The sequence below is a fragment of the Sphaerochaeta globosa str. Buddy genome, assembly GCF_000190435.1.
Taxonomy (GTDB): Bacteria; Spirochaetota; Spirochaetia; order Sphaerochaetales; family Sphaerochaetaceae; genus Sphaerochaeta; species Sphaerochaeta globosa.
Genome location: NC_015152.1, coordinates 2995056 through 3021972, shown reverse-complemented (window position 1 = coordinate 3021972; position 26917 = coordinate 2995056). Strand labels below are relative to the sequence as shown.

Genomic DNA, 26917 nt, shown 5'->3' with positions numbered 1-26917 from the left:
AAAGCATTTTTTGCAATTTCATGCTATACTGAGTGCTCCAATACAAATCCCCGAATTTTCATTGACAGCAACGAGTGAGGTAGGTACCCTTTGTATATGAAAAAGAAGCGTACATTAGCGTTCCCTTATCGGCAACGCTTGGTATTGCATATAGATATTGCATCAGAATCATTTGAAATCATCCCCCTCTCCGAGGATGATGCGAAAGCATATCTTGGCGGGCGGTTGCTCGCACTCGAGCTATGGAGACGATTTGCCGTTTTTGATGAACTTGGGCCCAGACACTATGAAAGCGGTAATCCTGTAGTCTTTGCTCCCGGCTCTGCCTCTGATTTGTCGATGTCCTGTCCCACCTCCTATACCATTGTCACCAAGAGTCCCCTTACCGGAAAGCTTGCCGTCGGCAGTGCCTGCTCATCCCTTGCTAAAGCAATTGCAGGTGCAGGCTATAGCGCCATTGTCATTACCGGTCGTGCCCGAAGGCTTTTGAGCTTCAAAATCCAAGATGGGGGTGTCAGCTTTGCTGCAGCTGAGGAGTTCCATGACCTGACCACTGTCGAGGTTGCCAAAAAGACGGGAGCGAACCATGTGGTCGCTATCGGGCCGGCGGGCGAGCATCAGGTAGCCCATGCCTCGCTTGTTGCAAACAATCAGAACATCAGATGCGGTGGGGTTGCACTGGTTTTCGGCCTGAAAAATATAAAATTCTTCACTTTGGATGTAGCTGCAACCGGTAGGGAATCTTACGATCCCCATCGTTTTGGCTTGCTTAACAAGTCCTATATGCAAGCATTGAGCAAGAGCCGTATTGGACGAACGGTGGCCAAGGAAGGCACATTGGCACTGCTTTCGAAGGCAAATCACCATGGTTGGGCTGCCATTGACAATTATTCAACGCGTATCGATGGGCGCTTATGGGGCCTGTGCGCGCGCTCCTGTGATGAGCAGGTGGGTGAAGAAGAATTCTTTTGCCCTGTCGGAGAAGAGAAATCGGGGATGGACCTGCAAAGTGCTATGGCTTTAGGTTCCAACCTTGAACTTTTTGATAGCCGCAGTGTGCAACAGTTGGTTACCCGTTGCTTGGAAAATGGTCTTGATCCGATCAGTGCAGGGGCAGTCCTTTCGTGGGCACGCAAGAGCCGTATGGATGGTTTGTTGGGCTTTCTGCCGGATATGCAGCGTTCCAGTGCCATGCTCTCGCTCAGGCTTCTCGATGCTATGGCTTATCAGCATGGGAATGGGGAGCAGTTGGGAAAAACCATGGATGAGTTGGTTGGTACCTATGGGGGGGCCGAGCACGCTTTCGCTGTCGACAACCTTCCTCTCCCTCCTTTCGATTACCGTGCCCTTCCGGTGCAGGCCCTGCTTGCGTCACTTGGGGATGAGCGGTTGGTATATGGAGAGTTGCTGTGGGGAAACCGCTACCGGCGAGGCAATGAGCGCATTCTTGCTTCCTGGGCTTTGTATGTCCAACAACTATCCTCGGCCATGGAAAGTGTGGGTCTCTGTCCCCTGATGTTGCTGACTTCTTTCGCCCATCCACTTTTTCACTTCCCTTTCTGGAAAAACAAACGCAAAAACTATACGTGTCTAGCGGCCTTTGCCTCGTTAGGGGAAGGCTATGAGATCCACGCACAAAGGATGATGGAAATCGGGAGAAAGGCACAGACGCTGGAGCAGCACATCAACAGTCTGTTCGACGGCGCGCAGCATTCCACAGCAAAGCTCCCCGATCAGCTTCTGGTCAACGGAACAAGCAACTACCGAAGGTCGCAAATTGTTCCCCTTGCCAGATTGTTGGATGCCTATCAGAGCCTTTTGCGTCACATGAAGTAGTATTGCATTGAGGGTAGCGGTCGGTCATCATCAAGGCTGCGGATGCTTATCCCTTCTTCAAATAGTAGTGCATAAGTAGGCCCCAAGGGAGTTCTCGGGAAGGTGGTCGAGCCCGGATTTATCGTAATGATCCCATCCTCCTGCCTCGCAAGATGCGGGGTATGGGTATGCCCACTGATGAAAATATCGCCGGTTTTCATATCCAGGCCGTAGGGAGAGGGAAAACGGTCTCCATGCGTCATTACCAGCGTTCTCTCCCCCCACTGCAATCGTTGAACCAAAGGCGGAAGATGTATTTTGGCATTGCTGAACTCGTAGGAGCCGTCGCAGTTTCCCCGAACCAATAGGGTTTCGGCTTCTTGTGTGAGCAACGTTCTGAATTCAGGTGAATCGGGAGGACAGAGATCTCCGGCTATGAGAATTTTCTCGGCTTGGTACTGCTTGGCACGCCCGACCAGCAGGTGTAATGCAAAAGCTGATCCATGAATGTCACTTGCTAAAATCAGGGTGGGAAGCATGAGGTTGCATTCTCCTACAATATTTTCCTTAGAGTGGAAATTTGGTTCTTGTGATGTGCGCACAATATTGCTATCATGATACGGGAATTATATAAAAATAAACAAGACGGGGAGGGGCCTATGTCCAGTATCAGGGAGCTGGTTTGCAGCGATGGGGAAACAATTCAGTATCGCGTTTGGGTTCCTGAAGAAAGGCAGATTGACGGAGTGCTCCTCATTTTGCATGGGATGGCTGAACATAGTCTGCGCTATCAGCGATTTGCTGCCTATCTCAATTCCAAAGGCATTGCTGTCTATGCCCCCGATCATCGGGGCCATGGGCAGACAGGTCTTCAGGAAGGGCAGACGTTGGGGTATTTTGCTGAGCGCGAAGGGTGGCAGCGTGTAGTTGAAGATGCCTTCGACCTGACCAATGTAATTCTTGCTGAATTCCCCAAGAAACCTCTCTTCCTCCTTGGCCATAGCATGGGATCCTTTCTTGCCCGTTCGCTGATGGTTGAACACTCGGACCTTTTCGATGGTGTCATTATTATGGGAACCGGTGCTTCACAGGGTCTGTTGGGAAAAGTAGGGAAAATGATCGCCCGCTCGCACGTATCCAAACATGGCGCCAAGTATCCCGATGCACTCCTGGACAAAATGAGCTTCGGTTCCTACAACAAGAAAATTCCCAACCCCCAGACTCCTTTTGATTGGCTCTCCAGGGACAAGGAGCAAGTTGCTGCCTATATTGCAGACCCCTTGTGCGGTTTTGTATGTACCGCCAAGTTCTTTGAGGACTTGCTTGACGGGGTGCAGATGGCCAACGATCCGGTTTTGGTGAAAAAACTGCCGGTTGACTTGCCGATGTTGCTCATCAGCGGGGCAAAGGACCCGGTGGGTGATTACGGAAAGGGCGTTCGCAAGGTATACGAACTCTATCGTAACCGAGATATCACCGACCTCACCTTGTTTCTCGTCCCGGACGCAAGGCATGAGTTGCTGCAGGAGACGAACCGCCTGACAACCAAGGATTACCTCTACAATTGGATGAGAAGAAGGATATAACAGTGACGCTGTGGAGTGTCGTACAGCAAAACCTCAAACGATTGGGTAAGTTTTTCTCCATCGTCTTCAGACAGGCGATGAAGGATGACATTCTCAATGCGGCCTCGGGTTTGGTGTATTCAACGCTCCTTGCCATTGTTCCCGCCTTGACGTTTATGTTTACATTTTTCAAGGCTTTGGGGGTTCTTGAACCCCTGACCGACTTTCTTTCACAATGGCTTGGGGAACTTGCCGGTTCTCAGGCTGGAGGCGAGTTGATGCTTCTTCTGGACCGATATACCCGCAACGCAACAAGCCTGGGGGTGGTCGGTTTGGTTTCTTTTCTCATCACCATGGTCCTGCTCATCAATAAGGTATGGTCGGCGATCAATCGGATTTATCGTTCATCGCGCAGCCGTAATCCACTCAAGCGCTTTGCCGGGTATGTCACCTTCCTCATTATAGCAAGTCTGCTGTTGGCAGCTTATGTGAGCGTGCAGTCGGTGATGGCATCGTGGTATCTCGATTTGTTGGGAGTATCAATCGGCAGGTGGTCGAGTGTCCTGAGAACACTTGCTCCCTCGCTCATTGTCGCCATCATACTCTTTCTGCTCATCTATTTTGTTCCCAATACGAAAGTAAGGTTCGATGCCGCATTCCTGGGCAGTCTTGCAGGGGTGGTGTTCATCGGTATTTTCAGCAAATTCACCACCATCCTTACCGCGATGGCCACCAACTTTTCGGTCATTTACGGATCGTTTGCTGCAGTTTTCTTATTCCTGTTCTTCTGTTACGTCTTTTGGGCGACGGTATTCTTCAGTGTCGAGCTTGCCTACGTCCACCAGTTCCGTCCCGATGCTGCCAGTTTCATCGGCCTGCCGCAGAGTCCCGCCCTGCAGCTCTCGGAGGGAACCAACATCATGATGCTCATCGGCAGCAATTTCAGGGATGGAAAGGGGGCGACCTCGGTTAGGGAGATGCTCGACCGGCTTGCCATCCCGTTCAATCGTCTCCAGGGTTTCTTGGCACTATTGGCTGAACTGAACTTCATTACCTCCACCAACAACAGCCATACCAGCTTCATTCCCAAACAACCGCTGGAAAGCCTGCGGCTGCAGGATTTGGTAACAGGGCTCTATGGCTTTGAGACGATTGATGAAGTGGAGCACGATACTGCCGGGGAGGCTGTGGCATTGCAGGTTCAGGACCGCGGCATTGCCAGCCTTGGGGCCCTGACCATAGAAAACTTGCTTCAGAGAATCTAGCCTAACGCAACGTCCAGAATCATCATGATAGTGAAACCAAGCATTGTTCCCAAGGTAGCATAGTGGGTTCCCTTGTGGTCGCCTGAAGCAGCTTGGGCTTCAGGAATCAACTCCTCAACCACCACATAGATCATAGCTCCGGCTGCAAAAGCAAGCGCGTAGGGGAGAATGGGGGTCACCCGGGTGACCAGAAGGGCTCCCAGCACGCCTGCGATGGGCTCCACCAAACCTGAAGCCTGTCCGTACATGAAGCTCTTGGTCCGGCTCAATCCCTCTCGACGAAGTGGGATGGAGACTGCCGCTCCCTCTGGAAGGTTTTGCAGTCCGATGCCGATCGCTACAACGAGTGCTGCACTGAGGTCGCCTCCGGTAAGGGCTGCAGAACCGATGGCAACACCGACTGCCAAACCTTCAGGGAAGTTGTGCAACGTGATGGAGAGAACCAGCAGGATGGATCTGCGAAGGTGGGTTGGGATTCCTTCCTCCTGGCCTTCCTTGGAGCCGATGTGGGTATGCGGCAGCAAATGGTCGCTGATGTACAGGAAGAGTCCGCCAAGTAGAAAACCTATCGAAGCAACCGCATAGGAGGGAATGGGACCTCCTTGCGCCAATTCAATTGCCGGTGCCAGCAAGGACCAGAAAGATGCTGCAATCATGATACCGCTGGCGAAGCCCAGCAGGGTGTTCATCACATGCTTTTTGATGGTCTTGAAAAAGAAGACGAACGAAGCGCCCAAGGCAGTCATCGCCCAGGTGCCCATAGTAGCCAGAAATGCCAGGAAAATTGGATTGCTGCTCATGCCACTAGAATACGAAGAGGCCTGCATGCGGTCAAGATGCAATACCTCTTGCCTAGAAGTGTTTGCTCAGGCTAATGTGGGGGTGGAGGCTCTTATGTTGTTAGACCCGAAAACCCAACCTGCAATCGACGCACTCATTTGGCATTCGTTTCCCGATGAGAAGGATGGTATCCTTGCAGATGAGATATGGAAGTGTGGTACGCTTGTCTGTACCATACTCAAGAACCCTGCGAGCAAGAGCGGGGAAGATTTGGTGAATATCCCCTACTCAATGATTGTCAAACGCGGAAAGAAGGTAATTCTTGCCGTATCTCTCGAGCAGGAGGATTTGCGTTCGCTTTCCTACAAGCTGGGGTGTTCGCTGCGTGAACTGCAGGAGGACTACCATACCAAGGGAAATTTTGCAGAACTCCGTGGATATGTCTACACCAATCAGGTGCGTGAGGACCTCGGCCCCTATGAGGGAGGTATGGATCTGCAAAGCATCAGGGTTTTTCTGTTGGAAACTGTTTGCGATACGTTCGATATTCTCTCAGAGCCCGTCCAGCTACAGGCTGAAGACGAAGTTGCCGGAAAAGCTCACTGATGATTGTGCTTTCTCTTCTTGCCGTGCATAGGGGAAGAGAATGCCCGAACTTCCGTTTTCAATTGCGGTGGGTGTGTACAAATACGAGCTTGTTGGGCCTGCTACCAAGGTTGTAGTCTGATGCATGGCACGGTCACTGACCAGTGCCTTGATCAGCATTCCTCCCAGTTCGATGAGCACCCAGTCGCCTTGGCGGTAGCCTGCCTGCAGCAAGTCGTTCTCACTGACAGAGAGTTGAAAGAGCGGTCTATCCGTTGCGTTGACGACCTCTAGGGCAAGGCTCTTGGGTTTGGTACTTGTGCAGGATGTAAACAGCATTACGGCCAAAAGGGCCAAAAACAATATTTTGCGGTTCATTCAAGCCTCCTCGTGCAGGGTAAAGGTACTTTTTTGATACTCCAACAAGCCTTCGGTACGCATTTTTGAGAGCTCGCTGGACATGGCACTGCGTTCAACACAAAGATAATCGGCCAGCTGTTGGCGATCGAAGGGAATGGTGAAAGTCCGATTGTTTCGTTTCTTTGCCTCTTCGGAGAGATAAGAAAGAAGTTTCTCCCGGGTGCTCCGCTTGGTGATGTGGTTCATTTTTTTCATCAGTTCAAGGTTTTTCTGGGATAGCAGCCTGACCATGTTCTCAATGAGCCCCTGATGAAAAACACAGCCTTTCTGGCACGTGGTGATGACTTGGTGGATATTCAGGAAGAGCACCGATGCCGGTTCGCACGTGATGACGGAAACCTCGCTTGGCAGTTGTGTGCAGGCGACGGTCTCGGCAAAGCTGTCCGCAGAGCCAAGATTTGCAACAACCGTTCGGTTTCCCCAGAAATCGTGGCGTACGATGTTCGCCGATCCACAGAGGATGATTCCCATCTCCTCGGTGTGCTCGCCTTCACCGATGATGGTGTAATCCTTGGGGAAATCAGATTTTCTTGCTTTCAGACAGGTGAGCAGGTGCTCAATATTTTCTGCGTTGATTTGCTGAAACAATACTGATTGCAGCAGAACGCGTACTATTTCCATAGGATTTCCTTTTTTGTTGCAAAAACAACATAACAATACCTGTACCCATGCTACCATACCCCTCGATTTGAGACAATGGAGGAAACTATGATCAGACAGATGATTACGATAGAGGAAGAGAAGTGCAACGGCTGCGGCCTGTGTGTCAGCGCTTGTCAGGAAGGTGCCATCGGCCTGGTCAACGGCAAGGCAGTTCTTTTACGCGAAGACTACTGTGATGGATTGGGCAATTGCCTGCCTGTCTGTCCTACCGGTGCCATCAGCTTTGAGGAGCGGGAAGCCCCTGCGTTCAACCATGAGGAGGTTGAGGCTTTCATGCAGAATCAGAAACCCGTGTTCAGTTGCCCCGGCAGCCAAATCAAGGTCATGAAGGAGAGCCAAAGGGAAAGTAGCCCCAGCACCCCCTCAACGCCTGCTGCCAGCCAGTTGCGGCAGTGGCCGGTACAAATCAAGCTTGCCGCCCCCAATGCAGCGTTCTTCAACAACTGTGACCTGCTTATTGCGGCCGACTGTGCGGCGTATGCGCATGGCGACTTTCACAATACCTTCATTCGCAACCGTGTCACACTCATCGGCTGTCCCAAGCTCGATGAAGGAGACTATGCACAGAAGCTTACCCAGATTTTTACCAACCACGATATCAGAAGCATTACCGTGGCACGTATGGAGGTTCCCTGCTGTGGAGGCCTCGACGGGGCGGTCAAGCGCGCCATCGCTGCCAGCGGCAAAATCATCCCCCTGGCGGTGGTGACCATCTCCACCGAAGGGGAGATCCTGCGTTAATAGATCCAGGATACGCCCAAGGTCAGTCCTGCTGCACTTGAACCATTCCAGTTGAATACATCGCCGCTCTCTCCAAACGGGGCGGCGATGTTTGTAATCAGGCTGAAGCCCTCAAACACCGACCAGGAGGCTCCGCCTGTAAGCAGGATACTCAGATCCAGCGGGGAAACAATGGCTCGTACGCTGTAGGAGAGCGAGCTGGTGGGGCTGTACACAACCTCAGGGTAGAAAAGCAGTGCACAGGTGGCATCGCTCTGGCTCTCAAACTTCCAATTGCCGAAAGGCCGTGCGAGCAGTTCCAACCTGAGAGAAAGGTTCTTGTCTTGTGGCAAATACACCACGTGGAACAGCCCTGTGCTTATCAGCCATGAGTCCTGAATATCGGAAGCATTCGGATTGGTCTGGGGAATGGTGACTGAGGATGAGAGGTACCAGTCAGGCCCTATGTTTCCCTGCAGGCTTGCGTAGAGCTTGTGCACCCGGCCGGTTTCTTCCTTAGTCAGGTAACCACCTTCGACTTTAGTCTCGCCTACATTGGTATAGAAACGTGCACCAAGGCCTATATCCTCGGCCTTTCCGGTCTTACTGGGAAGTACGACAGCCTCGGCAAAGCTGAAGAATCCCAATGGATAATTCACGCTTGCCATCCAGTCGGTTTCACTTCTCAATTCCGCCTGTGTAAGGCTTACTGAGACAGAAGAACTGCCATACAGGATATCGCCTGCATTGAACAACATGCCATCCCCCCAGCTGAGCCGGGTCTTTCCGACAGTCAGGCGAAAGGAAGGAAAGCGGGCCCGTAGGTATGCTTTTCGAATGAAATCGTCAACAGAAGGTATAGCGACACTAGGAGTCCCCAAGGAGATCTCTCCGCGTACATTCCCTGAATTTTCCGAACTGATGGTCAGCTTCAAATCAGGAATCATCCTGTTGCCCCATTGTTCGGTTGAGGGAGTGTAGGTGAATGCACTTAAAAGATTCATCTCCACCACAGGACTCTGTGCAGCACTGGTCCCAACAAGGATACCGGTTAGGAGAATGCTGATAAGTAGAAGACGTCTGCCTACCATGTCAAATTCTCCAAGGTAAAGATTTTTCGATCTAAGGGAATATTTACTTCCAAGGTATCCAAGGCCATGATGGTCGCGCTGTCGCGCTTCATCTTGTCCTCAATGCGGCTCTCCTTGGGAAGTGTTCGCCCTTCCACTACGATTGTGGCAAGCACTTGCATCTCTTTGAGCAGTCTGCCTTGGGCTGTTGAGTAGGAAGCTTTCCATACCAGATAGGTTTCCTTATCCACCCAGATTTTCTGAATCGGGTAGGCTACCTGGCGTGTTTTTGCCGTCAAGGTAAGAACATGGCAGTCCCGGCCGTTGACTAACTCACTACCGTCAAGCTTGACCGTATAGTCATCCAGGGTGTTTTTCTCTTCGGTCATGTCTTCGTAGGAGATATCTGAGCCGAGCATCGATTGCCTGAGCGCTGCCCCTTGCAATCTGATCAACTCCTCGGCATCGGGATAGAAGAGATACAAGCTACCCTTGGTCCTAAGAATTTTCTGCCCCCGCTCTGCGGTACTGGTGAATTCGATGAGTGAATCACTGGAGCCCTGCGACCATGCCTTGAAGGTACTCTCCTTCACACCGAAACGGTCGGTGGTCTTGATGGAACCATTTGAATAGGAAGTCTCGAAGGTCTGCATTCCGTCCATGGTACGGATGATATCCTCGGCTGTGATTGCCGCAAGGGAGAACGGTATACAGAGCAGACACACAAGGGTGACTGCAACCAGACGGGTACGATTAGACATAACGGAGTGCCTCCACTATTTGGATTTTTGATGCTCTCCTGGAAGGAATGAGCGTCGAAAGCGTTGCGATGAGAATAGCGTAGAACCAGACAAAGAGAGCTATCCACCAATTGACCTGAGGATAGAGGATGGAAGAAATCTCCATATCCACCCCGCTCATTGCTTCGGTGAAATTCAATCCGACTTTGCCCAGGACGGCTATGATGATCAGACCGATGAGGGTTCCCATTGTTGAACCAGCCATGCTGATGAATGAACCTTCCAGCAAAAAGAGACGGGTCAGTTCCTTGCCTTGCATGCCCAAGGCCCCCAGCGTTCCTATTTCACGCATTCGTTCATAAATGACCATCATGGTGGTATTGATGATGACCGTACTGCCCAGAATGAAGAATACACCAGCCATGACATAGTAGATTAGCTTGGCCATGGAGAGCAGGGAGTACATCATATTCAAATCCTTCCAGGCCTTGGTCTCGGTTTCCAAGCCAAGCGAGGTTGCAAGGAGGCTCTTCACCTCTTGCGCTACCTCCTGTTCCTTGAAGCCCTCGGCAACCTGGAGCAGTATCTCCTGAGTCTGGCCTGGCATACGCAACAGGTACTGTGCCCTGTCCAAGGGGATGTACAGCGTCTTTGAGCTCAAGCCGCCGACCGGAAAACTTGCGATCCCGACGATCTCAAAGGTCATGGCATTCGAGCCCCTCAGGGCGGTGGAGGTAAGGACTGTAACCTTATCATTGATGTTCAGGCGCAGTTCATGTGCCAGGATGGCCCCGATAAGCAGTTCGTTTTTCCCCTCTTGTGGAATTCTTCCCTCAGTGAGCAAGGAAGGAAAGTCAATGAATGCAACTTCAGTTGCAAAATCGACACCAACACCCAGGGCTCCATTGTTTTTGCCGTTGAGGTAGAGATTAGCTGGAAAGTTGATGCGGCTGGTTGCCGCTTCAACACCTTCGACGGAGGATGCAAGCGGAAGCACTGCATCGACTTCAAGGCTGAGATGCAAGGGATTGTACCGTTCATATTTCTCAAATGACTCATGCCGGATCCTTACCTCACCGGTATAGTAGGAGGTCAGGTTGGTCTGCATGTCGGCTTCCATGCATTCAAGCAGGGCCAAGAGTGCCATGATTGCCATGGCCGACACGGCAATGGCAATGGCCGAGAGCGAGGAACGGCGAAGATTGCGAAAAATATTGCGAAATGCCAGAGCAGGTAGTTTTGTCGTCATTGCCCTTTTCTCCTATTGATGGTGCAGGCAGGTGGGAATATCCAACTTCAATGCCCTGCGGATGGGTAGGAATGCAACCAGCATGGACAGTCCGATACCGCTTATAAATGCCTTTATAAAAGTCGGCAGGCTCCATGCACCCCGCATGACATTCTGAATCCTGAAGCCGATGTCCATATCCCTGAACATGAAACCGAAGTCAAAACCTACATTCACCAAGTATAGATTGGCAAGAATTCCCAACAGCAGGCCGACCACTGAACCCAACAATCCAATACCCCCTGCTTCAAAGAGGAAGGCCAAGAGAATGTCACGGTCCTTCATCCCCAACGCACGCATCATGCCAAGTTCACGCATACGCTCATACATGGCCATCAGCATGGTATTGGAAACTCCGACGGCTGCAATGATGAATACAAGAAAGAGAATCAAACCGGTTCCACCCTGCTTGGCTTCCAGAATAGCCAAGTAGTCACGGGCAAGGTCCTGCCATGTGTAGATTACCAGGTCGGATTCGATGGCGTTCAGCTTGGTCTGTAAACGCTGTGCGATTTGCTGAAGGTCGCTTTTTTCCCCAAGCATGATGTCGATGCTGGACACCGACCCCTCCATGCCAAGGTAGAGATCGGCAGCCTCGATGTCCATCATGACCAAGGTTCGGTTCACATTGGGGTTGGGGCAGTTGACGATACCGACAACCTGCATGTCGAAAGCCTCGTAGAAGCCTCCCTTGCCACGGGTGACCAGGGTTACCCAGTAGCCGACCTTTGCTCCGATATCCTCGGCAAACCATCTACCGAGCACGATTCCGTCCATCTCTCCGCTTTTGAGGAATCGACCTTCGACAAGGGTATCCTCAAAACGATATACCTCAAAGTCGGTCTCAGCATTGATGGCCGTAACCTGCACACTCATATTGCCATCCTCACCAAAATCATCCTGGTAGAGGATCATATCGGCGGCAAAGAGCGTGCGTTCGGTTGCAGCAATCCCCTCAGCCTTGAATACATCAAGGATTTCCTTCGATTTCTCGATGGAAGCTTCCAGCGGGAAAAAGTACCGGTCTTCCCAGTAGGCGGAATCGTGGACTCTCAAGGAAGCAGTCTCATACCAGCGAAGGTTGCGCATCGACTCCAGTTCGGCTCCAAGAAGAAGCGAATCGACAAAAACATACATCATCAAACCAAATGCGATGGCTACAGCGGTTATGGCTGTCCTGCGCTTGTAACGCATCAGGTTCTTCGCTGCCAGTTGCAGGATGAATTTCATCACTGTCTCCTTTCATCGCTTACGATGGAACCGTCGTGGAGCTGCACCAACCGAGTGGCGTACTCCATGACCATTTTGTCATGCGTGGAGAAAATGAACGTGGTACCATATTTCTCATTCATCCGTTTCATCAGTTTAAGAATTTCCTCACCGGTTTTGGAGTCGAGATTGGCAGTCGGCTCATCGGCCAAAATAATCTGGGGTCGCTTCACCAAAGCTCTGGCAATGGCAATTCTCTGTTGCTGTCCCCCGCTGAGGCGAGAAGGGCGACGGTTTTCCATACCTTCTAGGCCGACTTCCCTGAGGACCTCGTAGGTTCTCTGCTTGATCTCGGATTCAGCTACATCGAGCAGCGAGAGGACGAAGGAGACATTCTCGTAGGCGGAGAGGACGGGAATGAGGTTGTAGGTCTGGAAGATGAATCCCAGATTTTGCCTTCTGAAGGTAGTCTTCTCTTCCTTGTTCATCGTGCTGACCTTCTGGTCGTTGATGATGATCTCTCCCTCATCGATGGCATCGATGCATCCGATGAGGTTGAGCAGGGTGGTTTTTCCTGAACCCGACGGCCCTGCAATGGAAAGAAATTCTCCCCCTTGGATTTCCAAGGAGACCTGCTTCAAGGCACGAACGATACTCTCACCAGTTTTATAATTGCGACTTACCTTCTCAACCTTGATCATTTCTTTGGTTCTCCCTCTTCAGTCTTGGATTGCTTGTGCTTGAGTTCTTCAATTTTTTGCATGGAGGCAGTGCCCATGACAGCACCGAAATCCATATGGTCGAGAATGGATGCAGGCATAAGCATCATGGAATTATTCTGCCTGATCCCTTCATAAATCATATTCATCGAGCGTAATTGCAGGGCAATGGGGTCATTTGCATAGTGAGCTGAGGCCTCGGTAAACTTTTTGGCAATCTCCACCTCGGCTGCTCCGAGAATGATGCGTGACTCTTTCTCCCGCTCCGCCTGTGCCTGTTTGCTCAGGGCGTCTTCCAGCTCCTTGGGGATGATAATGTCGGTAATTTCAACCGAGAGGATGGTGACCCCCCACGGGTTGGTCTTTGCATCCAGTGCCTGCTGGATCTCCCGGCCCAGTTCTTCTCGTTTGCTGAGCAGGCTGGATAGTGGATGTTTGCCTATGGAGTCGCGCAGTGCCGTCTGGGCGGAGAGAATGACTGCCTCGGTGTAATCCTCGACCTCCAGAATTGCCTTCTTTGCATCCCATATCATCCAAAAGGAGAGAGCGTCGACATGTACCGGCACCGTATCCTTGGTCAAAGTCTTTTCCGCACTGAAATCGGTTGCCCTGATACGCATGTCGATGAACTCAGCAATACGGTCGACCAACGGGATGAGGAAAAAGAGGCCAGGTCCACGTACCGTATGGAATTTGCCCAGTCTCAGGACCAAGACCTTGTCCCAGTGGTAGACCAGCTGGAAGGAGGCGGAGAGCAAAAGACCAAGGGTGGATAGGAGTGCTATGGGGTAGAGGTACAGCGAAAGTCCGCCGACAATGCCGACCCACAACATGAGAATAAGAGCCATCACAATCGCCCAAATGGGGATGAGGGCGACCATCAAGGCGCTCACAAAGGTTGCCGTACTGACCGATACGATGGCTTGCAGGTTTGTGTAGGGGTAGAGCATGAGCTGGAGAACCGCCCCAAGGGCCAAAAAGATGGCCAGACACAGAAACGAGATTGAGCCATAGCTGAAGTCTCGCTTGAGAACAAACCCCTTCATGTTCTTGATTCGTTCAATTTTTCTCTGATACAGGTTCATGATGTTTCCTCGTTTTTTTGGGTTTCCGTGCCTAGGTCCACAATGGATTGTTGAATTTCAGCAAGTGTGAATCCATAGCTTGAAGCCTTGGTAAGAAATTCCTTGGTGATTTGGGAGAGAATACGCTCGCGTTCGATAGCGTCGAGGGTTACCTTCTTGTCACTGATGAAGGTTCCACAGCCTTGCTGGGTTACCACGATGTTACGAATTTCCATCTCAGCATAGGCACGTGCCACGGTATTGGGATTGATGCTCAAATCAACGGCTAGGCTGCGCACGGTAGGCAATTGTGCCCCCTTCTCGAGCCTCCCATCGGAAATGGCCATCTCCACCTGGAAAATGATTTGTTTGTAGAACGGGACTCCGCTCTTTACATCCAGGCTGAACTCCAATTTTGGTTCCTCTTTCAGCTTAGCCAACGTGTAGCTCCTTTCTTGTACTATTGTACTGGTGTATTAGTACAATGTCAACAAAAGCTTCTGGGTGTCTATCCAAAAAAAACAGCTGCCAAAGAGGGCAGCTGGTAGGGACGGAGAAGTATCTCTTATGTGTGCTTGATGAAGGTACCTTCGCGCAGCTCCCGCTGGGCGAGCGTGAGTTCTTCACGGGTGTTCATCACAATAGGGCCTGCCCAGGCGATTGGCTCACCCAGTGGTTTGGCACTATAGAGGAAAATGCGTGCACCTTCTGATCCTGCTTTCAGCGAAAGCGTGTCACCTTCCCCGAAGAGGACCGCCCTGTGAAAGGGAACCTCTTGGTTGTCGGTGTGCACCGAACCGCGCACGATATAGATGAAGAGCGTGTTCGTTGGGTTCACAGAAAGGTCCCACGCTATGTTCGCCTCCAGCTTGATGTCGAGATAGAGCGTCTTTACATAGTCACCTTGCTCCGCTCCTGATTTGCCCTCATAAAAGCCGCTGATGATGCGAACCTCGGATCCCTGTGCCCTGACCACAGGAATCTGGCTCTCACGGATGTCCCGATAGGCAGGGTCGGTCATTTTATCCTTCTTGGGCAGATTGATCCACAGCTGGGTGCCGAGCATCAGGGGGCTTGTTTTAGGCATTTCTTGGTGAATGATGCCGCTGCCACCGGTCATCCATTGGCAGCAACCATTGTTGATCGAGCCGATGTTACCCATGCTATCACCATGCTCGATTTCCCCTTCGATGAGGTAGGTGACTGTTTCGATGCCCCGGTGCGGATGCCAGGGAAAGCCTTTAAGGTAATCCTTCGGGTCTGAAGAATCGAAAGCATCCAACATGAGGAAGGGATCGAACTTCTGGACATCGTTATAGCCGATGATGCGGACCAATTTCACTCCTGCACCGTCATACTGTACGGTTCCCCCGGTGATACGCTTGATGGGTTTTAGTTGCATGGAAACTCCTTTCTCTACTCAAACACCATGCTGCCCGCCTGGTATTGCAGCAGGCGGGCACTGGACAATTTAGCTGGTTACAGAACCAAGGAAGGTGGTGTGAAGACCCTGGCTGAAAGCTCCTGGTTGAGCAGATACAGGCCGCGGGCATCCGACCCGAAGACTTCGAACTTCTGGATGTTCTCCTGTGCGTTCATCTCTTCCTCTCCCTGTTCCTTGATGAACCAGTCGAGGAACTGCTGAGTCCTGAAATCTTTTAGCTTAACGGATTCCTCATAGATGGTATTAATGGATGCAGTCACATACTCTTCGTGTTTCAAAGCTTCTACAAGCGGAGCCTTGAGGTCGGCATAGGTTTTAGATGGGTCAGCGAGGGCTGTGAGTTTGACTGCCTGACCATTGTTCAGCAAGTACTGGCGCATGAGCATGGCATGACTCATTTCCTCCTGGGCCTGGACTTTGAACCAGTTCTCATAGCCTAGAAGGCCTTTTTCGGCATAATAATTGGCTATATCCAGATAAAGATACGCTGAAAAAAACTCTTTATTAATCTGTTCGGTGATCAGTTTGGCAATAGTGGTTGCTAGCATGCTTACATCTCCTTGAATCGTAAGTTTGGATATATTAAGAGTATACTAGTAAGAATGGGTATCGACAATGTAATTCGAAGAGGGGGGTGTTGCACATCAATATTCTGAGGAGTAGACTATGCTTCATCATGAAGAAACCCTTGAGCAAACGCATGCAACCCAATCATTTGTTACTAGTGGGTTTCCTGCTGATTATTCTGTTTGGATCGTTATTACTCAGCTTGCCCATCGCCCATAATCCAGGCATTGATCTTGCCTATATTGACGCACTCTTCATTTCAGCCAGTGCAGTCTGTGTCACTGGTTTGGTCACTGTCGATGTTGCGCTTACGTTCTCACTTTTTGGAAGAACCGTCATCGCGGTTCTCATCCTGTTAGGTGGTTTGGGCTTTGCCGCCATAGTCATCTCCTTCAGCCTGCTGTTGGGCATGAACGTAAACCTGTCCAAGCGCCTGTTCATCAAGGAAGCGTATAATCTCTCCTCAATGAAGGGGACGCTGGGGATTGTCCGAGCAGTGCTTATTTCCTCTTTTCTGATTCAGGGCGTGGGGACGGTGGTGGAGTATTTTGTATTCCGCCAGGCTTATTCGCCATTGGACGCTTTCGGACACGCCTTGTTCAACACCATCAGTGCTTTCAACAATGCAGGATTCGACCTGATGGGAGGCTATCGCAGTCTCACTGTCTATCAGGACAATCTTGTTATGAATCTGACGACTGCTTTGCTCATCATTCTTGGAGGATCTGGCTTCTTTGTTCTTGCCGATTGCGTAAGAAACCGAAAATGGTCTACTTTGAGCATGCACAGCAGAATTGTCATTCTAATGAATGCTTCGCTGATTACCCTCGGCCTGTTGTTTTTCATGGCTGTCGAGCATCTCAGTCCCCTTGCCGCTTTTTTCCAAAGCGTAACAACCCGAACCGCGGGCTTCAACACCGTCGATATTGCAGCCTTTTCCCAAGCCGGGCTGTTCTTTGCAATGATTCTCATGTTCATCGGTGCTTCCCCCGGGTCGACCGGTGGAGGTATAAAAACTACTACAACCTTTGCTTTGTTGCTTAGTCTCGGATCGCTCATGTTCCGCCGCGAACCGGCAGCCTTCAAGCGCAAGGTGAACAGTGATAGCATCCTGAAGGCCTTCCAGGTATTGTTGCTCTCTTTTCTGGTGGTCGTGCTCGGGAGCATGACCCTTGTATTGATCGAAGGTGGAAATTTTGATTTTCTGGCCGTTCTGTTTGAAACGGTCTCCGCCTTTGCCACCGTTGGGCTCTCGTGCGGCATTACCCCGTCACTTTCAACAGTTTCAAAAGTGGTGCTCAGCCTTATTATGTTTGCAGGAAGGGTGGGTCCCATTACCATAGCCACCAGCCTAAAGGCAAAGCCTTCCCACCTTGGGTATATAGAAGAACAAGTGTTTATCGGTTGATATGAGGAGTAGCAGGATATGAAGAAAGAGTTCGACCCGAATGCGTTTGGAATTATTGGACTGGGACGCTTCGGCCTTGCCCTTGCCCTTGAGCTTACCAAGGCGGGAAAGCAGGTAATCGTGTTGGAGATCGAGGCCGAGAAGCTGGATGCGATCAAGGACCAAATCGAGAATATTTATCCGATCAAAACCATTACTGCCGAAGTACTGGAAGAATCGGGCATCTCCCATTGCCATACTGTCATTGTCTGCATCGGCAAGGATATTGAATCCAACATTCTGGTAACCATGAGCCTGGTCGAGCTTGGCATTCCCCGCGTCATCGCCAAGGCGACCAGCACCAATCACGGCAAGGTCCTTGAGAGAATCGGAGCCGAGGCAGTCTTTCCTGAAGTGGAAATGGGGACACGACTTGCACACTCCTTGGTTTCCACAGGTACCTTGGACTTTCTAGAGCTTTGCGAGGACTTTTCCATTGCCAATATTATTCTATCGACTACGTTCGCCAACCAGAACGTGGCACAGGTGAATCTGCGCAAGCGGTTCCACCTGAATATCATCGTGGTGATACGCAACGATAAAGCCATCAGCGAAATCGGTCCTGAGCTTGTTTTGCTGGAAGGAGATGTGTTGGTGGTAGGCGGCTCCAATGAGGCGATTAAAAAGTTTGAGCGGGCGAACGAGCTCTAGTGGATAGTCTGCTTCCCTAGGCATAAATCCTGGGCGAATTGCCAATAGTCTTGGGTATTCTCCCTGATTTGAACAAGCTCTTCCTCGCTGAGTTTACGGATTACCCTGGCAGGGGAGCCGAGAATGAGGCTTCCATCAGGATACTGCTTGTTGGGAGGGACCACCGACCCGGCACCGACTAGACATTGCTTTCCGATATGGCTTCCGTCCAGTACGATTGAGCCCATGCCGATCAGACAGTCATCCTCAATCGTGCAGGCATGCAAAATGGCACCATGGCCGATGGTGCAACGTTTTCCCACAACCAAAGCTCGGGTCTTGGTCACGTGTAGTACGCAATTGTCCTGGATGTTCGTCTGCTCGGCGATGGTGATGCTGTTCACATCGGCTCTGAGGGTGGCATGAAACCATACGCTTGCCCCTTGATCGAGCTGCACCTCTCCGATGACGTCGGCAGATGGGGCTATATAGCATGTCTCTGCGATTAGGGGGAAATGGTCATTGTGTCCGGCTATCATATAATCTCTCCATCTCTCTGAATTGAATCATATTCCGGTACGTATGTATAGAGATGATTTTGCGAATGACTTGCAAAAATTGTAAGACTTCACTATCTTGTACCTACCCTTTGAGGAGGTACCATGCGTACTCGTATTTTTGTCATTTTCCTCCTTCTTTCATCCGCTCTGCTCTTTGGCAGTGGGGCAAAAGAAGCTACAGATACACGTTCAAACCCGATTGTGGTAGTGAGCATCCTGCCGCACGCCTATTTTGTCGACCAACTGGCCAACGATATGGTCGAAGTAGTCACGTTGGTAGGAGAGGGGCAGAATCCCCACTCGTATGAGCCATCCCCTTCGCAGATGGCCCAGTTGGCAAAGGCCAAGCTTTGGGTTCTCAGCGGTACGGATTTTGAGCTTTCATTGCGTGAGAAGGTTGCCAATCTCTATCCCGACCTTCTGGTGGTGGACGGCACCCAGGGCATGACGTTCCGTCTGCTTGAGGAGCATGACCACGAAGAAGAGGGTGAGCATGATGAGGATGAAGGAAATAGCCTGAACATCGACCGCCATACCTGGCTAGGCCACCAGCAGGTAAAAGTGTTGCTTGCAAACACCAAAACAGCGTTGCAGACCGCACTCGATCCTGTCCAAGCAGATAGTGTCGAAAGTAACTACCAGGCGTTGGTAGGTGAAATAGATACTTTGTTCAGCTCACTGCAAACACAGCTCAAGGATTTGTCGGGTTCCACCGTCTTCGTCTATCACAACTCTTTCGGCTATTTCTTCGACTCCTTTTCCATCAAACAAGAGGCCGTAGAGACAGGGGGGAAAGAGCCGACTGCAAAAGCACTTGCTGCCCTGATCGAAAAAGCAAAGGCTGAGCAGCCCAAGGTAATCTTTGTGCAGAAGCAGTTCCCCGTTGCCAGTGCGAAAACCGTCGCCGATACTGTCTCTGCCGTCGTGGTAAGCCTCGATCCTCTTGCCTACAATTGGATGGAGAGTATCCAGACCATGGCCGATGCACTGCTGAAGGTACGGTAACCCAATGGAAAATGCACCTATTGCGCTTCAATTCTCCTCAGTCTCCTTCTCCTATCCCGCCTTGGACGTCCTTGAGGATGTAAGCTTTCATTTTCATACAGGTGAGTTCATCGCCCTTGTCGGGCCCAACGGATCGGGTAAGACAACGCTGCTGAAGTTGATCCTTGGTCTTGAGGAGCCGCAAGCAGGTACGATAAGCTTGCTCGGTCAAACTCCGAAAAAGAACCGAAACCGTATCGGTTATGTGCCTCAGCATGCATCCTACGACCCGACCTTCCCCATTACGGTGGTGGAGGTTGTCAGCATGGGATTGGTGAGCCCGACCAAGCGGGGCAAGCGAGAAGCGATGCAAAAGCAAGCTCTGTGGGCCCTCAAGCAAGTAGAGCTTGAGAGCCTGGCATCCCGTTCATACAGTGAGCTCAGCGGCGGGCAGCGTCGCAGGGTGTTGGTAGCAAGGGCCCTCTGTGCCAAACCGAGCATGCTTATACTGGATGAACCTGCTGCCAATATGGACAAGGAGAGCGAGCGGCGCCTGTATGCCACCTTGGCCCACCTCAAGGGTGAAACTACAATTCTCATCGTCACCCACGATATGCGTCAGGTATCCGACCTCACCGATCGGGTTTTCTGCATCGATGCCCACAAGGAAGGAAAGGTGGGAAGGACCGTCGTGCAGCATGCATTGGAAAACTTCGACGATGGAACCAAGCGCATCCTCCACGATGTTCAGCTTTCAGGCGACCAATGCCAGAAGGAGAGCCTCAATGGATAATTTCTTCAGTTTCTTTACCGCCTTGGTCTCCCCCGATTTTCCCTTTGTCCGAAATGCCTTTCTGGCCGGGCTGCTCTCCTCGGTGCTCTTCGGCGTCCTAGGTTCGGTGGTGACGGTCAAACGCATTGCAGGCCTTGCTGGGGCGATCAGCCATGCAGTCCTCGGGGGTATCGGTATTGCCTTGTACCTCAGTGCAACCGGCAAGGTCCCGAATCTCAGCCCGATGGTGGGGGCGATAGTCTTTGCCTTGCTTTCGGCAGTCATCATCGGAACGGTTTCCTTGAAGTCAAAGCAACGGGAGGATACGGTCATCCAAGCCATTTGGGCCATTGGAATGAGCATCGGGGTGCTTTTCATGGCAAAGACTCCCGGTTACACCGACCCGTCCAGCTACCTCTTCGGCAACATTCTTTTGATATCCAACCAAGACCTCGTGTTGCTCTTCCTGCTCGACTTGGTGGTGGTTTTTCTTGCTTGGCGCTTCTATCCCCAGATCGAGGCATCAGCCTTCGATGAAGAGTTCGCCCAAGTACGGGGCATTCCCACCCGCGCTGTATTTCTGATCATCCTCTCGGTGACCGCAATTGCCGTGGTGCTTTTGCAGACGTTCGTCGGTATTGTCATGGTGATCGCCATGCTCACCCTGCCGGCAGGAACAGCCGGCTATACAGCAAAGAACCTGGCCTCGATGATGGTCGGCTCTACGTTGTACGCCTTCTTCTTCTCCTTTTCCGGATTGGCGGTAGGCTGGATGGCCGACGTCCCGGTTGGAGCCATGGTAGTGGTTGTTGCAGGGGCATTCTTTTTGGGAAGGGCTGGGGGAAATCTCCTGAAGAAACGGAGGAAGAGTCATGACCAAGGCACGAAAAGCCCTGCTTGAGGTGCTGAGGATGAGCAAGGAGCCGGTTTCGGCTTCCTCTCTGGTACAGCATCCTTCTATTCAGTTCGACCAGGCTACTGTGTATCGGAATCTCCACTATCTGGAACAGATGGGGATGGCCGACTCTTTCATTCTTCACTGCACCGAGCATGGTACCGAGCGGTACTATAGTTATCGAAGCAAGGAGAATGGTGTGCATCATCACTGGTTCCACTGCCAAACCTGTCACCGGTTCATCGACTTGGGAGATTGCCAATACGAAGAGCAGCTTAGCCGATGGGAAGAGGCCTATGGCTTTACTGTCTGCGACCACACCTTCTTTTTGACCGGTGTGTGCAAGGTCTGCAAGGATGCTACTGCTTCAGTGAATTGAAGAGCTGCAGGCGGTTGTTCACCTCCAGCTTTGCATAGATGTTCTTGATGTGTGTTTTTACCGTGTTGGGTGAAATGAACAGTTTCTTTGCAATCTCCTGATTGCTCAACCCTTCCACCAATAAGCTGACGATCTCTGCTTCCCGGTCTGAAATTCCCAGCTTCTTCACTTTTGTCTTCGTGACTCTGCCGGCCATCTCATAGGTGAGGAAGTAGCGTCGGCTGATGAAGTAATACAAATAGACCGAAAGTACGGCAAAGCTCAGATACACCAGCTTGAACGCAACCTGCCTGAAGAACAGCAGATCCAAGGGGAATAGTCCGATGAGGGGTAGGAAGGTGTAGCAGATGCCTTTCAGAAGGCGTTCTTCCTCCCAGGTTGTTGCTTTTTTTGCATAGATATACCCCAGAACCCCATGGATGACCAAGAACATACTGGCACTGAAGAAGTGGAAGTGCATCGTATCGGTAAGTGCCTTGACCCAACTGCCACCGCTCTTTGCAAACACAATCCAGAGGCTGAGGATGAAGAACAGAAGAATCAGGAGGGTAAGAATGCGATTACCCAGATGCTTCTGTTCCTCAGTTGCCCTGATAAGCTTGATCAGGTACCTGCTGAGCATCAGAAGCAGCACGGTGGTAAGTAAAATAGAAAGCAGTGTAGCCCCCAACGCGTAGGTTTCATAGGAACTTGAAAGAAGTTTTGTTTCATCCAGAACCCTGCTCAGGTAGGTAGTCAGCAAGGTCAGCCCCATTTGAAAACTCAACGGGATGAGCACGGTGAGAAACGAACCGGTATACGAATCGCTCATGCGTATGCGTAAGAGAACGCACAGACAGGTAATGGAGACCACCAAGGCTGTCGTCAAAAAGAGCAGGATGTCCGATAGAATTACCATAGAGGCCCTCTAGGGCAATCCTATCACACCCGGGAAGCTAGAACCATGCCCTCATCCCGACCTTCAATGAATCATTGTCATCCCACGTTTTATATATGCTGCTTTTGCTTCCCAGCGCCCCATAGACTGTTGTCTTGAAAAATACCTGCAAATCATCCAGCAACGCATAGGAAAGACCGGCCAACAGGGCATATCCTTCGCTCTCGACTTGGTAGGTGAGGGCGGCCCTGGTTGTCAGTCGTTGCTCAAGGAATGGGTATTCAACAACCAGTATGAGGGTGTTCTCATATGCTTTCCCATCAAAGGAGGCAAGGTTGTCCACATCCATGGGGTTGGTGGTATTGAAATCCAGGACATATTTGCCTTGGTAAGCGAGTGCAAGGAAGGCTGAAGTTGCAGGATGGGTGTACGAAAGCTCTGCAAGATAGGCGAACTTGCTGTTGTACAGGCTGCTGGCAGTCCCCTCTTCGTCCTCGCTGAGGAAAAAGCCTCCTTCGAAAGCCAGGGTGAAGGGATCGAGAAACAAGCTGCCTTCCAGAGCAAAGAGCTGGTAGCGGGTATAGACCAACGTCAAAGCGGTAGGGGCAAACGTTCCTGAATCAAATGCCGTGACACTGAAGCCCGGCTCCGGATGGTGTCCGTTGTAGTACAGCAGAGCGGCATCCAACGTGCCCAAGGAAAGGCGATACCGTCCTCCCGCCTCCCACGAGGTGAGATCAAGGGTATCCGTTTCGGTAACTGCAGCCGAGGCAAAGGCAGCGGGGATGAGGCTGTACCTGCCTTCGGTGACCAGATATGAGGGCAGAAAGCCTGGTTTGAACACTACCTCCACAGAACTGTCCTCCCAATAGGAAGAGAGCAGCGCCATCAAGGAAGGCCGCTTCATTGCCTCCAGGTCGTCAACGAACCCCGCCCGAAGATTGCGGGATGAGAGTACATCGACCACATGGTTTGTGCTGGCACTTCCCCAGGGATGGGTGAACAACCCTCCTTTGATCGTCATGTTCCCGGTAAAGAGCGAGACTGAAAGGTCGGTTGCCTCCAATCGGTTCGCCAACGAGTCGTATTGCAGTTGTGCCACTGCACGGTAGCGCTCTTCGTTCTGCTCCAAGGCAAATGAGAGGTCTGCCTGCCTCAAAAACTGTTTGTCACGGTAGAGCCCGCCGGCAGCTTCCACTTGGAAGGTGGTTGTTCTGCTAGGCTGCTCCTCGAAGAACAGGTCGAGGCTGTACAGCGGCAGCAACAGAAGACAGACTAAGAGAGTCAGAAGTATGCGTTTCATTAGAGCCTCCCGGTTTCCAGGAATTTTTGGGTGAAGTACCCGTTGCTGAGCGGAACATCGAAACGGGTTTGCAGCATTTCCAGGCGCGTAGCATGGCCGGTAGCCTCTGTTTTCATCGTTAGGATTTTGGTAATGGGCTTCCCATTGACGATATCGGTCTCTTCGGTAACCAAGCTTTTGACCAAGGTGTCCCCATCGAGGTCATAGAATTCGACACGCAAAGGCAGGTAGGTTGTCTTCTCGACTACCGTAATGGTTTTCCCGTATGTCTTTTGCTCGTACGGGGTGGATTGAATACGCCAGCTCTTTGCATCCTCATCCAGCAACAGGTGCTGTGCTTGGTTCTCGTCATAGGTGGTGGAAGCCATATCGGCATAGGAGAAGTCACTGCCCATGAACGAGCCGCCCTCCTCGGACGATCCGATGCGCCGGCTTCGCTTTAAGGCAGGCAGGTAGATCCACTGCTCGTTTTTTCCTCCTTCCATCTCAAGGGAGAGAAAACGGGTATTGCGTACATTTTCAGGGGAGAGAAAGACTGTCAGCGAGGATGTCAATCCATCCTTGGTCTGACTCAGGGTTTGGATTCTGCGTTCACGCATCTGACCGTTGGGTTCGATGAGGGTGAGTTTCAGGTCGAGGGCGGATGTCTGTGAAGTTTGGATTTCCATCACCTTGGCCATGATTTGGCCGGCTGAGGGGGCCGACCATGCCAAGCTGGAAGCGAGGATGAGCAATAGCAGAGTAGTAAGCGTGCGTTTCATGAAGTCCTCCTGGTAATGAGTGAGCTGTAATGTACCTTGATCGCACTGAGAACCAGCAGGGCGCTCAGCGATGCGCTGATCATGGCGATGGAAAAGAGCAGTCCCATGTTTGCAATCGGGCTGAATCGGCTGAAGACCAATCCCGAGAATCCCAAGGCTACCGAGGCCGCGTTTGCAAGAATTGCCTTGCCCGTAGTCTGCATGATGGTCGCCAAGTCCTGATCGTTTCGTTGGAATGCCGCTATCAGGTGGATGGCATAATCCACTCCCACCCCGATGCAGAGAGCTGCAAGCAGGCTGGTGATGATATCCAGCTTGATGGAAAAAATGGCCATGGCGGCAAAAATGGAAGTAAGAGCAAAAAGACAGGGAATAAGGCTGAGGGTTGCAAGCTTTGCCGACTTGAAGGTAAGGAGCACCAAAAACCAAACTGCGATGAGAGAACTGAACAGGGAGATGACTTGGCTCTTGGTTACCAAGTCAGTGAGAGCAAGGCTCACCGCTTCTCCGCCTCCAATCTCCACTGACCAGTCTTTCGGAAAGAGGGTGGGGATCAGGGAGGTAAGATTTCTGAGGGTTTTTGTATCGGAATCCTTGAGCAGGACGGTGATAAGCATGCTGTCCGGCTGCAGCGGGTCGTTGATGAAGGCGTCGAGGGAAGAGCTGTAGAGCAGCAGGTATTGGGCTATGAGATTGGATAGTTGCTGTTCACTCTCAAGTCCATAGCGAGCAGGATCAAGCGGTATCTCATACCGACCCATTCCTCCCGCTTGGTCAAGTGATGGCTCATACAGTTCCTCACTGGCTTCTTCAGCGGATAAGTCCGAGAAGAAATCGAATATCAGTTCGGGTTCTTCAGATTGTACGGCATTCACTTCATCGCCTGGGCCGAGCAGCTGGTTCATCCGCTTCACAAAGGGAAGAATGGACTGCACAGCTCCGACATGCTCCTGCTTTTCTATGGCGGTAATTGCTGCTTCCACCGTAGTGAGTGTCTTTGGGTGCAGTACCTGCTGTGTCGGTTTGATCATAACCGATAGGGAGAAGCTTCCCTGCATCCGCCGGTTGTACGAGAGGGTATCCTGCACCAAGGGGGATGATTTTCTGAAGAAGGCTAGGATATTCGTGCCTTCCTCGAGGTTGCTGTAGGAGAGTGGAAGGACTATGACCAGGAACAGAAGTGCGCTGAGTAAAACGGCTTTCCCGTAGTGATTTGAAAGGGTGCTTCCCACCCCTATCCAGACACCCCTCGCTACTTTCTTACGCACTTCCTTGCGTACAGATTTCTTATACACCAGACGAATAAGGGCCGGAAGCAGGATCAAGGAACTTGCGGCACAGATTACTACGCCGATGAAACTGAGCAGCCCGAAGGTCCGAAATGGCAACAGCGGGCTGGAAAGCTGGGCAAGAAACCCAAAGGCAGTGGTCGCTGCCGCGGCTAGAATGGGATAGGTATTCCGCTTCACTACCTTGGCCAGGGCGGGTTCGACTCCCAGTTCCTCATATTCCTCAAAGAAGTGGCTGAAAATATGGATGGTATAGGCACTGCCCACAATGAGAAGCAAAACCGGTATCAGCATGGTTGCCATGGTAAAGGTGATACCGGTGATGCTCATAATGCCCAAAGTCAGTGAACTGCTGAAAATCAGGGGTACGAGGCACAGCAGGGTAGCTTTGAGGCTTTTCAGAAAGAGGTAAAGAATGAGCATGATCAGAGTGGCGACAATCGGGACGAGGAAAGCAAGGTCAGCAAGTAAACTGATGCGTATTTGTTCGGTTACGACCGGTAGTCCCAGGATGGAAGTCTCCAAGGTTCCCTCTACAGGAGCAAGCACCTGCCTGAGCGAAGCAAGCAGGGCGGTAGGCACATAATCAATCTGTGTTTGGATGAGTATGGATGCACTCTTTCTGTCCTTGCTGAGGAAGGTCCCTTCATAGAGACTTGGCCAGTTGGCGATACGGCTTTCCAAGTCGGCAATGCTGCCTAGTGTAAGTAACACTACATCCACTCCGGTCTCAGATGGCTCAAGGTGCTTGAGGTTGGTTATCGAGCTGACTTGTTTCACTCCCCCAAGTTTCCCAATCTCCTCGGTGAGGGAGGCTATGAGCTCAAGGTTGTTTTTTGTAAGAATGCCCTTTTCGTCATACAAACTTACAACAAGGGCATCGAGGGAGCCGAATTGCTCCTCGATCCGATTGTTTGTCTCCACCACCGGCGCATTGGAAGGGATGAACACGTCGGTTGAGGAGTCGACCTTCAGTCTTCCAATTCCCAGCAGGCTGAGAACAGACACAAGCAGGCAGGTGACGATAATTATCAAATCTCGGGTTCGTTGGTGTTCCATACCTGTACTGTAGTCGTTTCAAACCAGGGTACAATCGCCTATTCAGA

29 protein-coding genes are annotated in these 26917 nt (G+C 51.3%); 11 read left to right on the top strand and 18 right to left on the bottom strand.

All coding sequences use genetic code 11. The annotated features are described in order from the left end of the window. The first annotated feature begins 96 nt into the window (after positions 1-96). On the top strand, positions 97-1836 hold the full coding sequence (locus SPIBUDDY_RS14080; RefSeq protein ID WP_013608439.1) for an aldehyde ferredoxin oxidoreductase N-terminal domain-containing protein: 1740 nt from the start codon (positions 97-99) through the stop codon (positions 1834-1836). Here SPIBUDDY_RS14080 and SPIBUDDY_RS14075 read toward each other — a convergent pair. Next, positions 1824-2354, bottom strand: a complete 531-nt coding sequence (locus SPIBUDDY_RS14075; protein ID WP_013608438.1) for a YfcE family phosphodiesterase — start codon at positions 2352-2354, stop codon at positions 1824-1826. The genes SPIBUDDY_RS14080 and SPIBUDDY_RS14075 overlap by 13 nt on opposite strands. Positions 2355-2474: 120 nt before the next feature. Between SPIBUDDY_RS14075 and SPIBUDDY_RS14070 the strand changes: the two genes are divergently transcribed. After that, on the top strand, positions 2475-3401 hold the full coding sequence (locus tag SPIBUDDY_RS14070; RefSeq protein ID WP_013608437.1) for an alpha/beta hydrolase: 927 nt from the start codon (positions 2475-2477) through the stop codon (positions 3399-3401). Continuing rightward, a complete protein-coding gene (locus SPIBUDDY_RS14065; protein ID WP_245523782.1) occupies positions 3380-4645 on the top strand; it encodes a YihY/virulence factor BrkB family protein in 1266 nt (421 codons plus the stop codon). The genes SPIBUDDY_RS14070 and SPIBUDDY_RS14065 overlap by 22 nt, the downstream gene beginning before the upstream one ends. On the opposite strand, the gene SPIBUDDY_RS14060 is transcribed toward SPIBUDDY_RS14065, so the two are convergent. Then, the gene (locus SPIBUDDY_RS14060) at positions 4642-5445 is read right to left on the bottom strand and encodes a ZIP family metal transporter (protein WP_041381400.1); all 804 of its coding nucleotides are present in this window, start codon (positions 5443-5445) and stop codon (positions 4642-4644) included. The genes SPIBUDDY_RS14065 and SPIBUDDY_RS14060 overlap by 4 nt on opposite strands. A gap of 94 nt (positions 5446-5539) precedes the next feature. Here SPIBUDDY_RS14060 and SPIBUDDY_RS14055 point away from each other — a divergent pair, with 94 nt between their 5' ends. Further along, positions 5540-6031, top strand: coding sequence for a hypothetical protein (locus tag SPIBUDDY_RS14055; RefSeq protein ID WP_013608434.1), 492 nt, complete (start codon positions 5540-5542; stop codon positions 6029-6031). Here the strand turns inward: SPIBUDDY_RS14055 and SPIBUDDY_RS14050 are convergent. Further along, positions 5993-6388 carry a hypothetical protein gene (locus SPIBUDDY_RS14050; RefSeq protein ID WP_041380832.1) on the bottom strand — a complete coding sequence of 132 codons (396 nt, stop codon included), beginning with the start codon at positions 6386-6388 and terminating at the stop codon, positions 5993-5995. The two genes, SPIBUDDY_RS14055 and SPIBUDDY_RS14050, sit on opposite strands and share 39 nt — an antisense overlap. Then, positions 6389-7051 (bottom strand): Crp/Fnr family transcriptional regulator, encoded by a 663-nt coding sequence (locus SPIBUDDY_RS14045; RefSeq protein WP_013608433.1) that lies wholly within the window; start codon positions 7049-7051, stop codon positions 6389-6391. 87 nt (positions 7052-7138) lie between these two features. On the opposite strand from SPIBUDDY_RS14045, the gene SPIBUDDY_RS14040 reads away from it, so the two are divergent. Continuing rightward, positions 7139-7834, top strand: a complete 696-nt coding sequence (locus tag SPIBUDDY_RS14040; protein ID WP_013608432.1) for an ATP-binding protein — start codon at positions 7139-7141, stop codon at positions 7832-7834. Here the strand turns inward: SPIBUDDY_RS14040 and SPIBUDDY_RS14035 are convergent. The 9 genes from SPIBUDDY_RS14035 to SPIBUDDY_RS13995 form a co-directional block, all read right to left on the bottom strand. Continuing rightward, positions 7831-8904, bottom strand: coding sequence for a hypothetical protein (locus SPIBUDDY_RS14035; protein WP_013608431.1), 1074 nt, complete (start codon positions 8902-8904; stop codon positions 7831-7833). The two genes, SPIBUDDY_RS14040 and SPIBUDDY_RS14035, sit on opposite strands and share 4 nt — an antisense overlap. Beyond that, positions 8898-9644: an outer membrane lipoprotein-sorting protein gene (locus SPIBUDDY_RS14030; protein ID WP_013608430.1), complete on the bottom strand. Its 747-nt coding sequence runs from the start codon at positions 9642-9644 to the stop codon at positions 8898-8900. Before SPIBUDDY_RS14030 ends, SPIBUDDY_RS14035 begins: the two co-directional genes overlap by 7 nt. Next, a complete protein-coding gene (locus SPIBUDDY_RS14025) occupies positions 9637-10872 on the bottom strand; it encodes an ABC transporter permease (protein ID WP_013608429.1) in 1236 nt (411 codons plus the stop codon). The genes SPIBUDDY_RS14030 and SPIBUDDY_RS14025 overlap by 8 nt, the downstream gene beginning before the upstream one ends. 12 nt (positions 10873-10884) lie before the next feature. Further along, complete coding sequence (locus tag SPIBUDDY_RS14020) at positions 10885-12141, bottom strand: ABC transporter permease (RefSeq protein ID WP_013608428.1); 1257 nt, start codon at positions 12139-12141, stop codon at positions 10885-10887. Then, the gene (locus SPIBUDDY_RS14015; RefSeq protein WP_013608427.1) at positions 12141-12821 is read right to left on the bottom strand and encodes an ABC transporter ATP-binding protein; all 681 of its coding nucleotides are present in this window, start codon (positions 12819-12821) and stop codon (positions 12141-12143) included. Before SPIBUDDY_RS14015 ends, SPIBUDDY_RS14020 begins: the two co-directional genes overlap by 1 nt. Continuing rightward, entirely contained in the window at positions 12818-13924 is a 1107-nt protein-coding gene (locus SPIBUDDY_RS14010) for a slipin family protein (protein WP_013608426.1), read from the bottom strand. The genes SPIBUDDY_RS14015 and SPIBUDDY_RS14010 overlap by 4 nt, the downstream gene beginning before the upstream one ends. Next, complete coding sequence (locus SPIBUDDY_RS14005) at positions 13921-14343, bottom strand: GntR family transcriptional regulator (RefSeq protein WP_013608425.1); 423 nt, start codon at positions 14341-14343, stop codon at positions 13921-13923. The genes SPIBUDDY_RS14010 and SPIBUDDY_RS14005 overlap by 4 nt, the downstream gene beginning before the upstream one ends. 125 nt (positions 14344-14468) lie before the next feature. Next, positions 14469-15305: a pirin family protein gene (locus SPIBUDDY_RS14000; RefSeq protein ID WP_013608424.1), complete on the bottom strand. Its 837-nt coding sequence runs from the start codon at positions 15303-15305 to the stop codon at positions 14469-14471. A gap of 77 nt (positions 15306-15382) precedes the next feature. Next, complete coding sequence (locus SPIBUDDY_RS13995) at positions 15383-15895, bottom strand: ferritin (protein WP_013608423.1); 513 nt, start codon at positions 15893-15895, stop codon at positions 15383-15385. Positions 15896-16023: 128 nt separating this feature from the next. Here SPIBUDDY_RS13995 and SPIBUDDY_RS13990 point away from each other — a divergent pair, with 128 nt between their 5' ends. Both SPIBUDDY_RS13990 and SPIBUDDY_RS13985 read left to right on the top strand, forming a co-directional pair. Next, positions 16024-17322 carry a TrkH family potassium uptake protein gene (locus tag SPIBUDDY_RS13990; RefSeq protein WP_041380829.1) on the top strand — a complete coding sequence of 433 codons (1299 nt, stop codon included), beginning with the start codon at positions 16024-16026 and terminating at the stop codon, positions 17320-17322. Positions 17323-17340: 18 nt separating this feature from the next. Next, positions 17341-18012, top strand: a complete 672-nt coding sequence (locus tag SPIBUDDY_RS13985; RefSeq protein ID WP_013608421.1) for a potassium channel family protein — start codon at positions 17341-17343, stop codon at positions 18010-18012. On the opposite strand, the gene SPIBUDDY_RS13980 is transcribed toward SPIBUDDY_RS13985, so the two are convergent. Next, positions 18009-18530, bottom strand: a complete 522-nt coding sequence (locus SPIBUDDY_RS13980) for a gamma carbonic anhydrase family protein (RefSeq protein ID WP_013608420.1) — start codon at positions 18528-18530, stop codon at positions 18009-18011. The genes SPIBUDDY_RS13985 and SPIBUDDY_RS13980 overlap by 4 nt on opposite strands. Positions 18531-18653: 123 nt before the next feature. On the opposite strand from SPIBUDDY_RS13980, the gene SPIBUDDY_RS13975 reads away from it, so the two are divergent. Genes SPIBUDDY_RS13975 through SPIBUDDY_RS13960 form a run of 4 tightly spaced genes read left to right on the top strand, consistent with a single transcriptional unit; the run spans position 18654 to position 21581 of the window. Next, on the top strand, positions 18654-19556 hold the full coding sequence (locus SPIBUDDY_RS13975) for a metal ABC transporter solute-binding protein, Zn/Mn family (protein ID WP_013608419.1): 903 nt from the start codon (positions 18654-18656) through the stop codon (positions 19554-19556). Between the two features lie 4 nt (positions 19557-19560). After that, the gene (locus SPIBUDDY_RS13970; RefSeq protein ID WP_013608418.1) at positions 19561-20328 is read left to right on the top strand and encodes a metal ABC transporter ATP-binding protein; all 768 of its coding nucleotides are present in this window, start codon (positions 19561-19563) and stop codon (positions 20326-20328) included. Continuing rightward, positions 20321-21208 (top strand): metal ABC transporter permease, encoded by an 888-nt coding sequence (locus tag SPIBUDDY_RS13965; RefSeq protein ID WP_013608417.1) that lies wholly within the window; start codon positions 20321-20323, stop codon positions 21206-21208. The genes SPIBUDDY_RS13970 and SPIBUDDY_RS13965 overlap by 8 nt, the downstream gene beginning before the upstream one ends. Further along, the gene (locus tag SPIBUDDY_RS13960) at positions 21180-21581 is read left to right on the top strand and encodes a Fur family transcriptional regulator (RefSeq protein WP_013608416.1); all 402 of its coding nucleotides are present in this window, start codon (positions 21180-21182) and stop codon (positions 21579-21581) included. The genes SPIBUDDY_RS13965 and SPIBUDDY_RS13960 overlap by 29 nt, the downstream gene beginning before the upstream one ends. Here the strand turns inward: SPIBUDDY_RS13960 and SPIBUDDY_RS13955 are convergent. From SPIBUDDY_RS13955 to SPIBUDDY_RS13940, 4 genes are read right to left on the bottom strand one after another with little or no spacing between them, the layout of a single operon-like run. Beyond that, entirely contained in the window at positions 21562-22479 is a 918-nt protein-coding gene (locus SPIBUDDY_RS13955) for a helix-turn-helix domain-containing protein (RefSeq protein WP_013608415.1), read from the bottom strand. The genes SPIBUDDY_RS13960 and SPIBUDDY_RS13955 overlap by 20 nt on opposite strands. 37 nt (positions 22480-22516) lie before the next feature. After that, positions 22517-23761 carry a hypothetical protein gene (locus SPIBUDDY_RS13950; RefSeq protein ID WP_013608414.1) on the bottom strand — a complete coding sequence of 415 codons (1245 nt, stop codon included), beginning with the start codon at positions 23759-23761 and terminating at the stop codon, positions 22517-22519. Beyond that, positions 23761-24522: an outer membrane lipoprotein-sorting protein gene (locus SPIBUDDY_RS13945; RefSeq protein WP_013608413.1), complete on the bottom strand. Its 762-nt coding sequence runs from the start codon at positions 24520-24522 to the stop codon at positions 23761-23763. Before SPIBUDDY_RS13945 ends, SPIBUDDY_RS13950 begins: the two co-directional genes overlap by 1 nt. Continuing rightward, positions 24519-26870 carry an efflux RND transporter permease subunit gene (locus tag SPIBUDDY_RS13940; RefSeq protein ID WP_013608412.1) on the bottom strand — a complete coding sequence of 784 codons (2352 nt, stop codon included), beginning with the start codon at positions 26868-26870 and terminating at the stop codon, positions 24519-24521. Before SPIBUDDY_RS13940 ends, SPIBUDDY_RS13945 begins: the two co-directional genes overlap by 4 nt. Positions 26871-26917 lie beyond the last annotated feature (47 nt).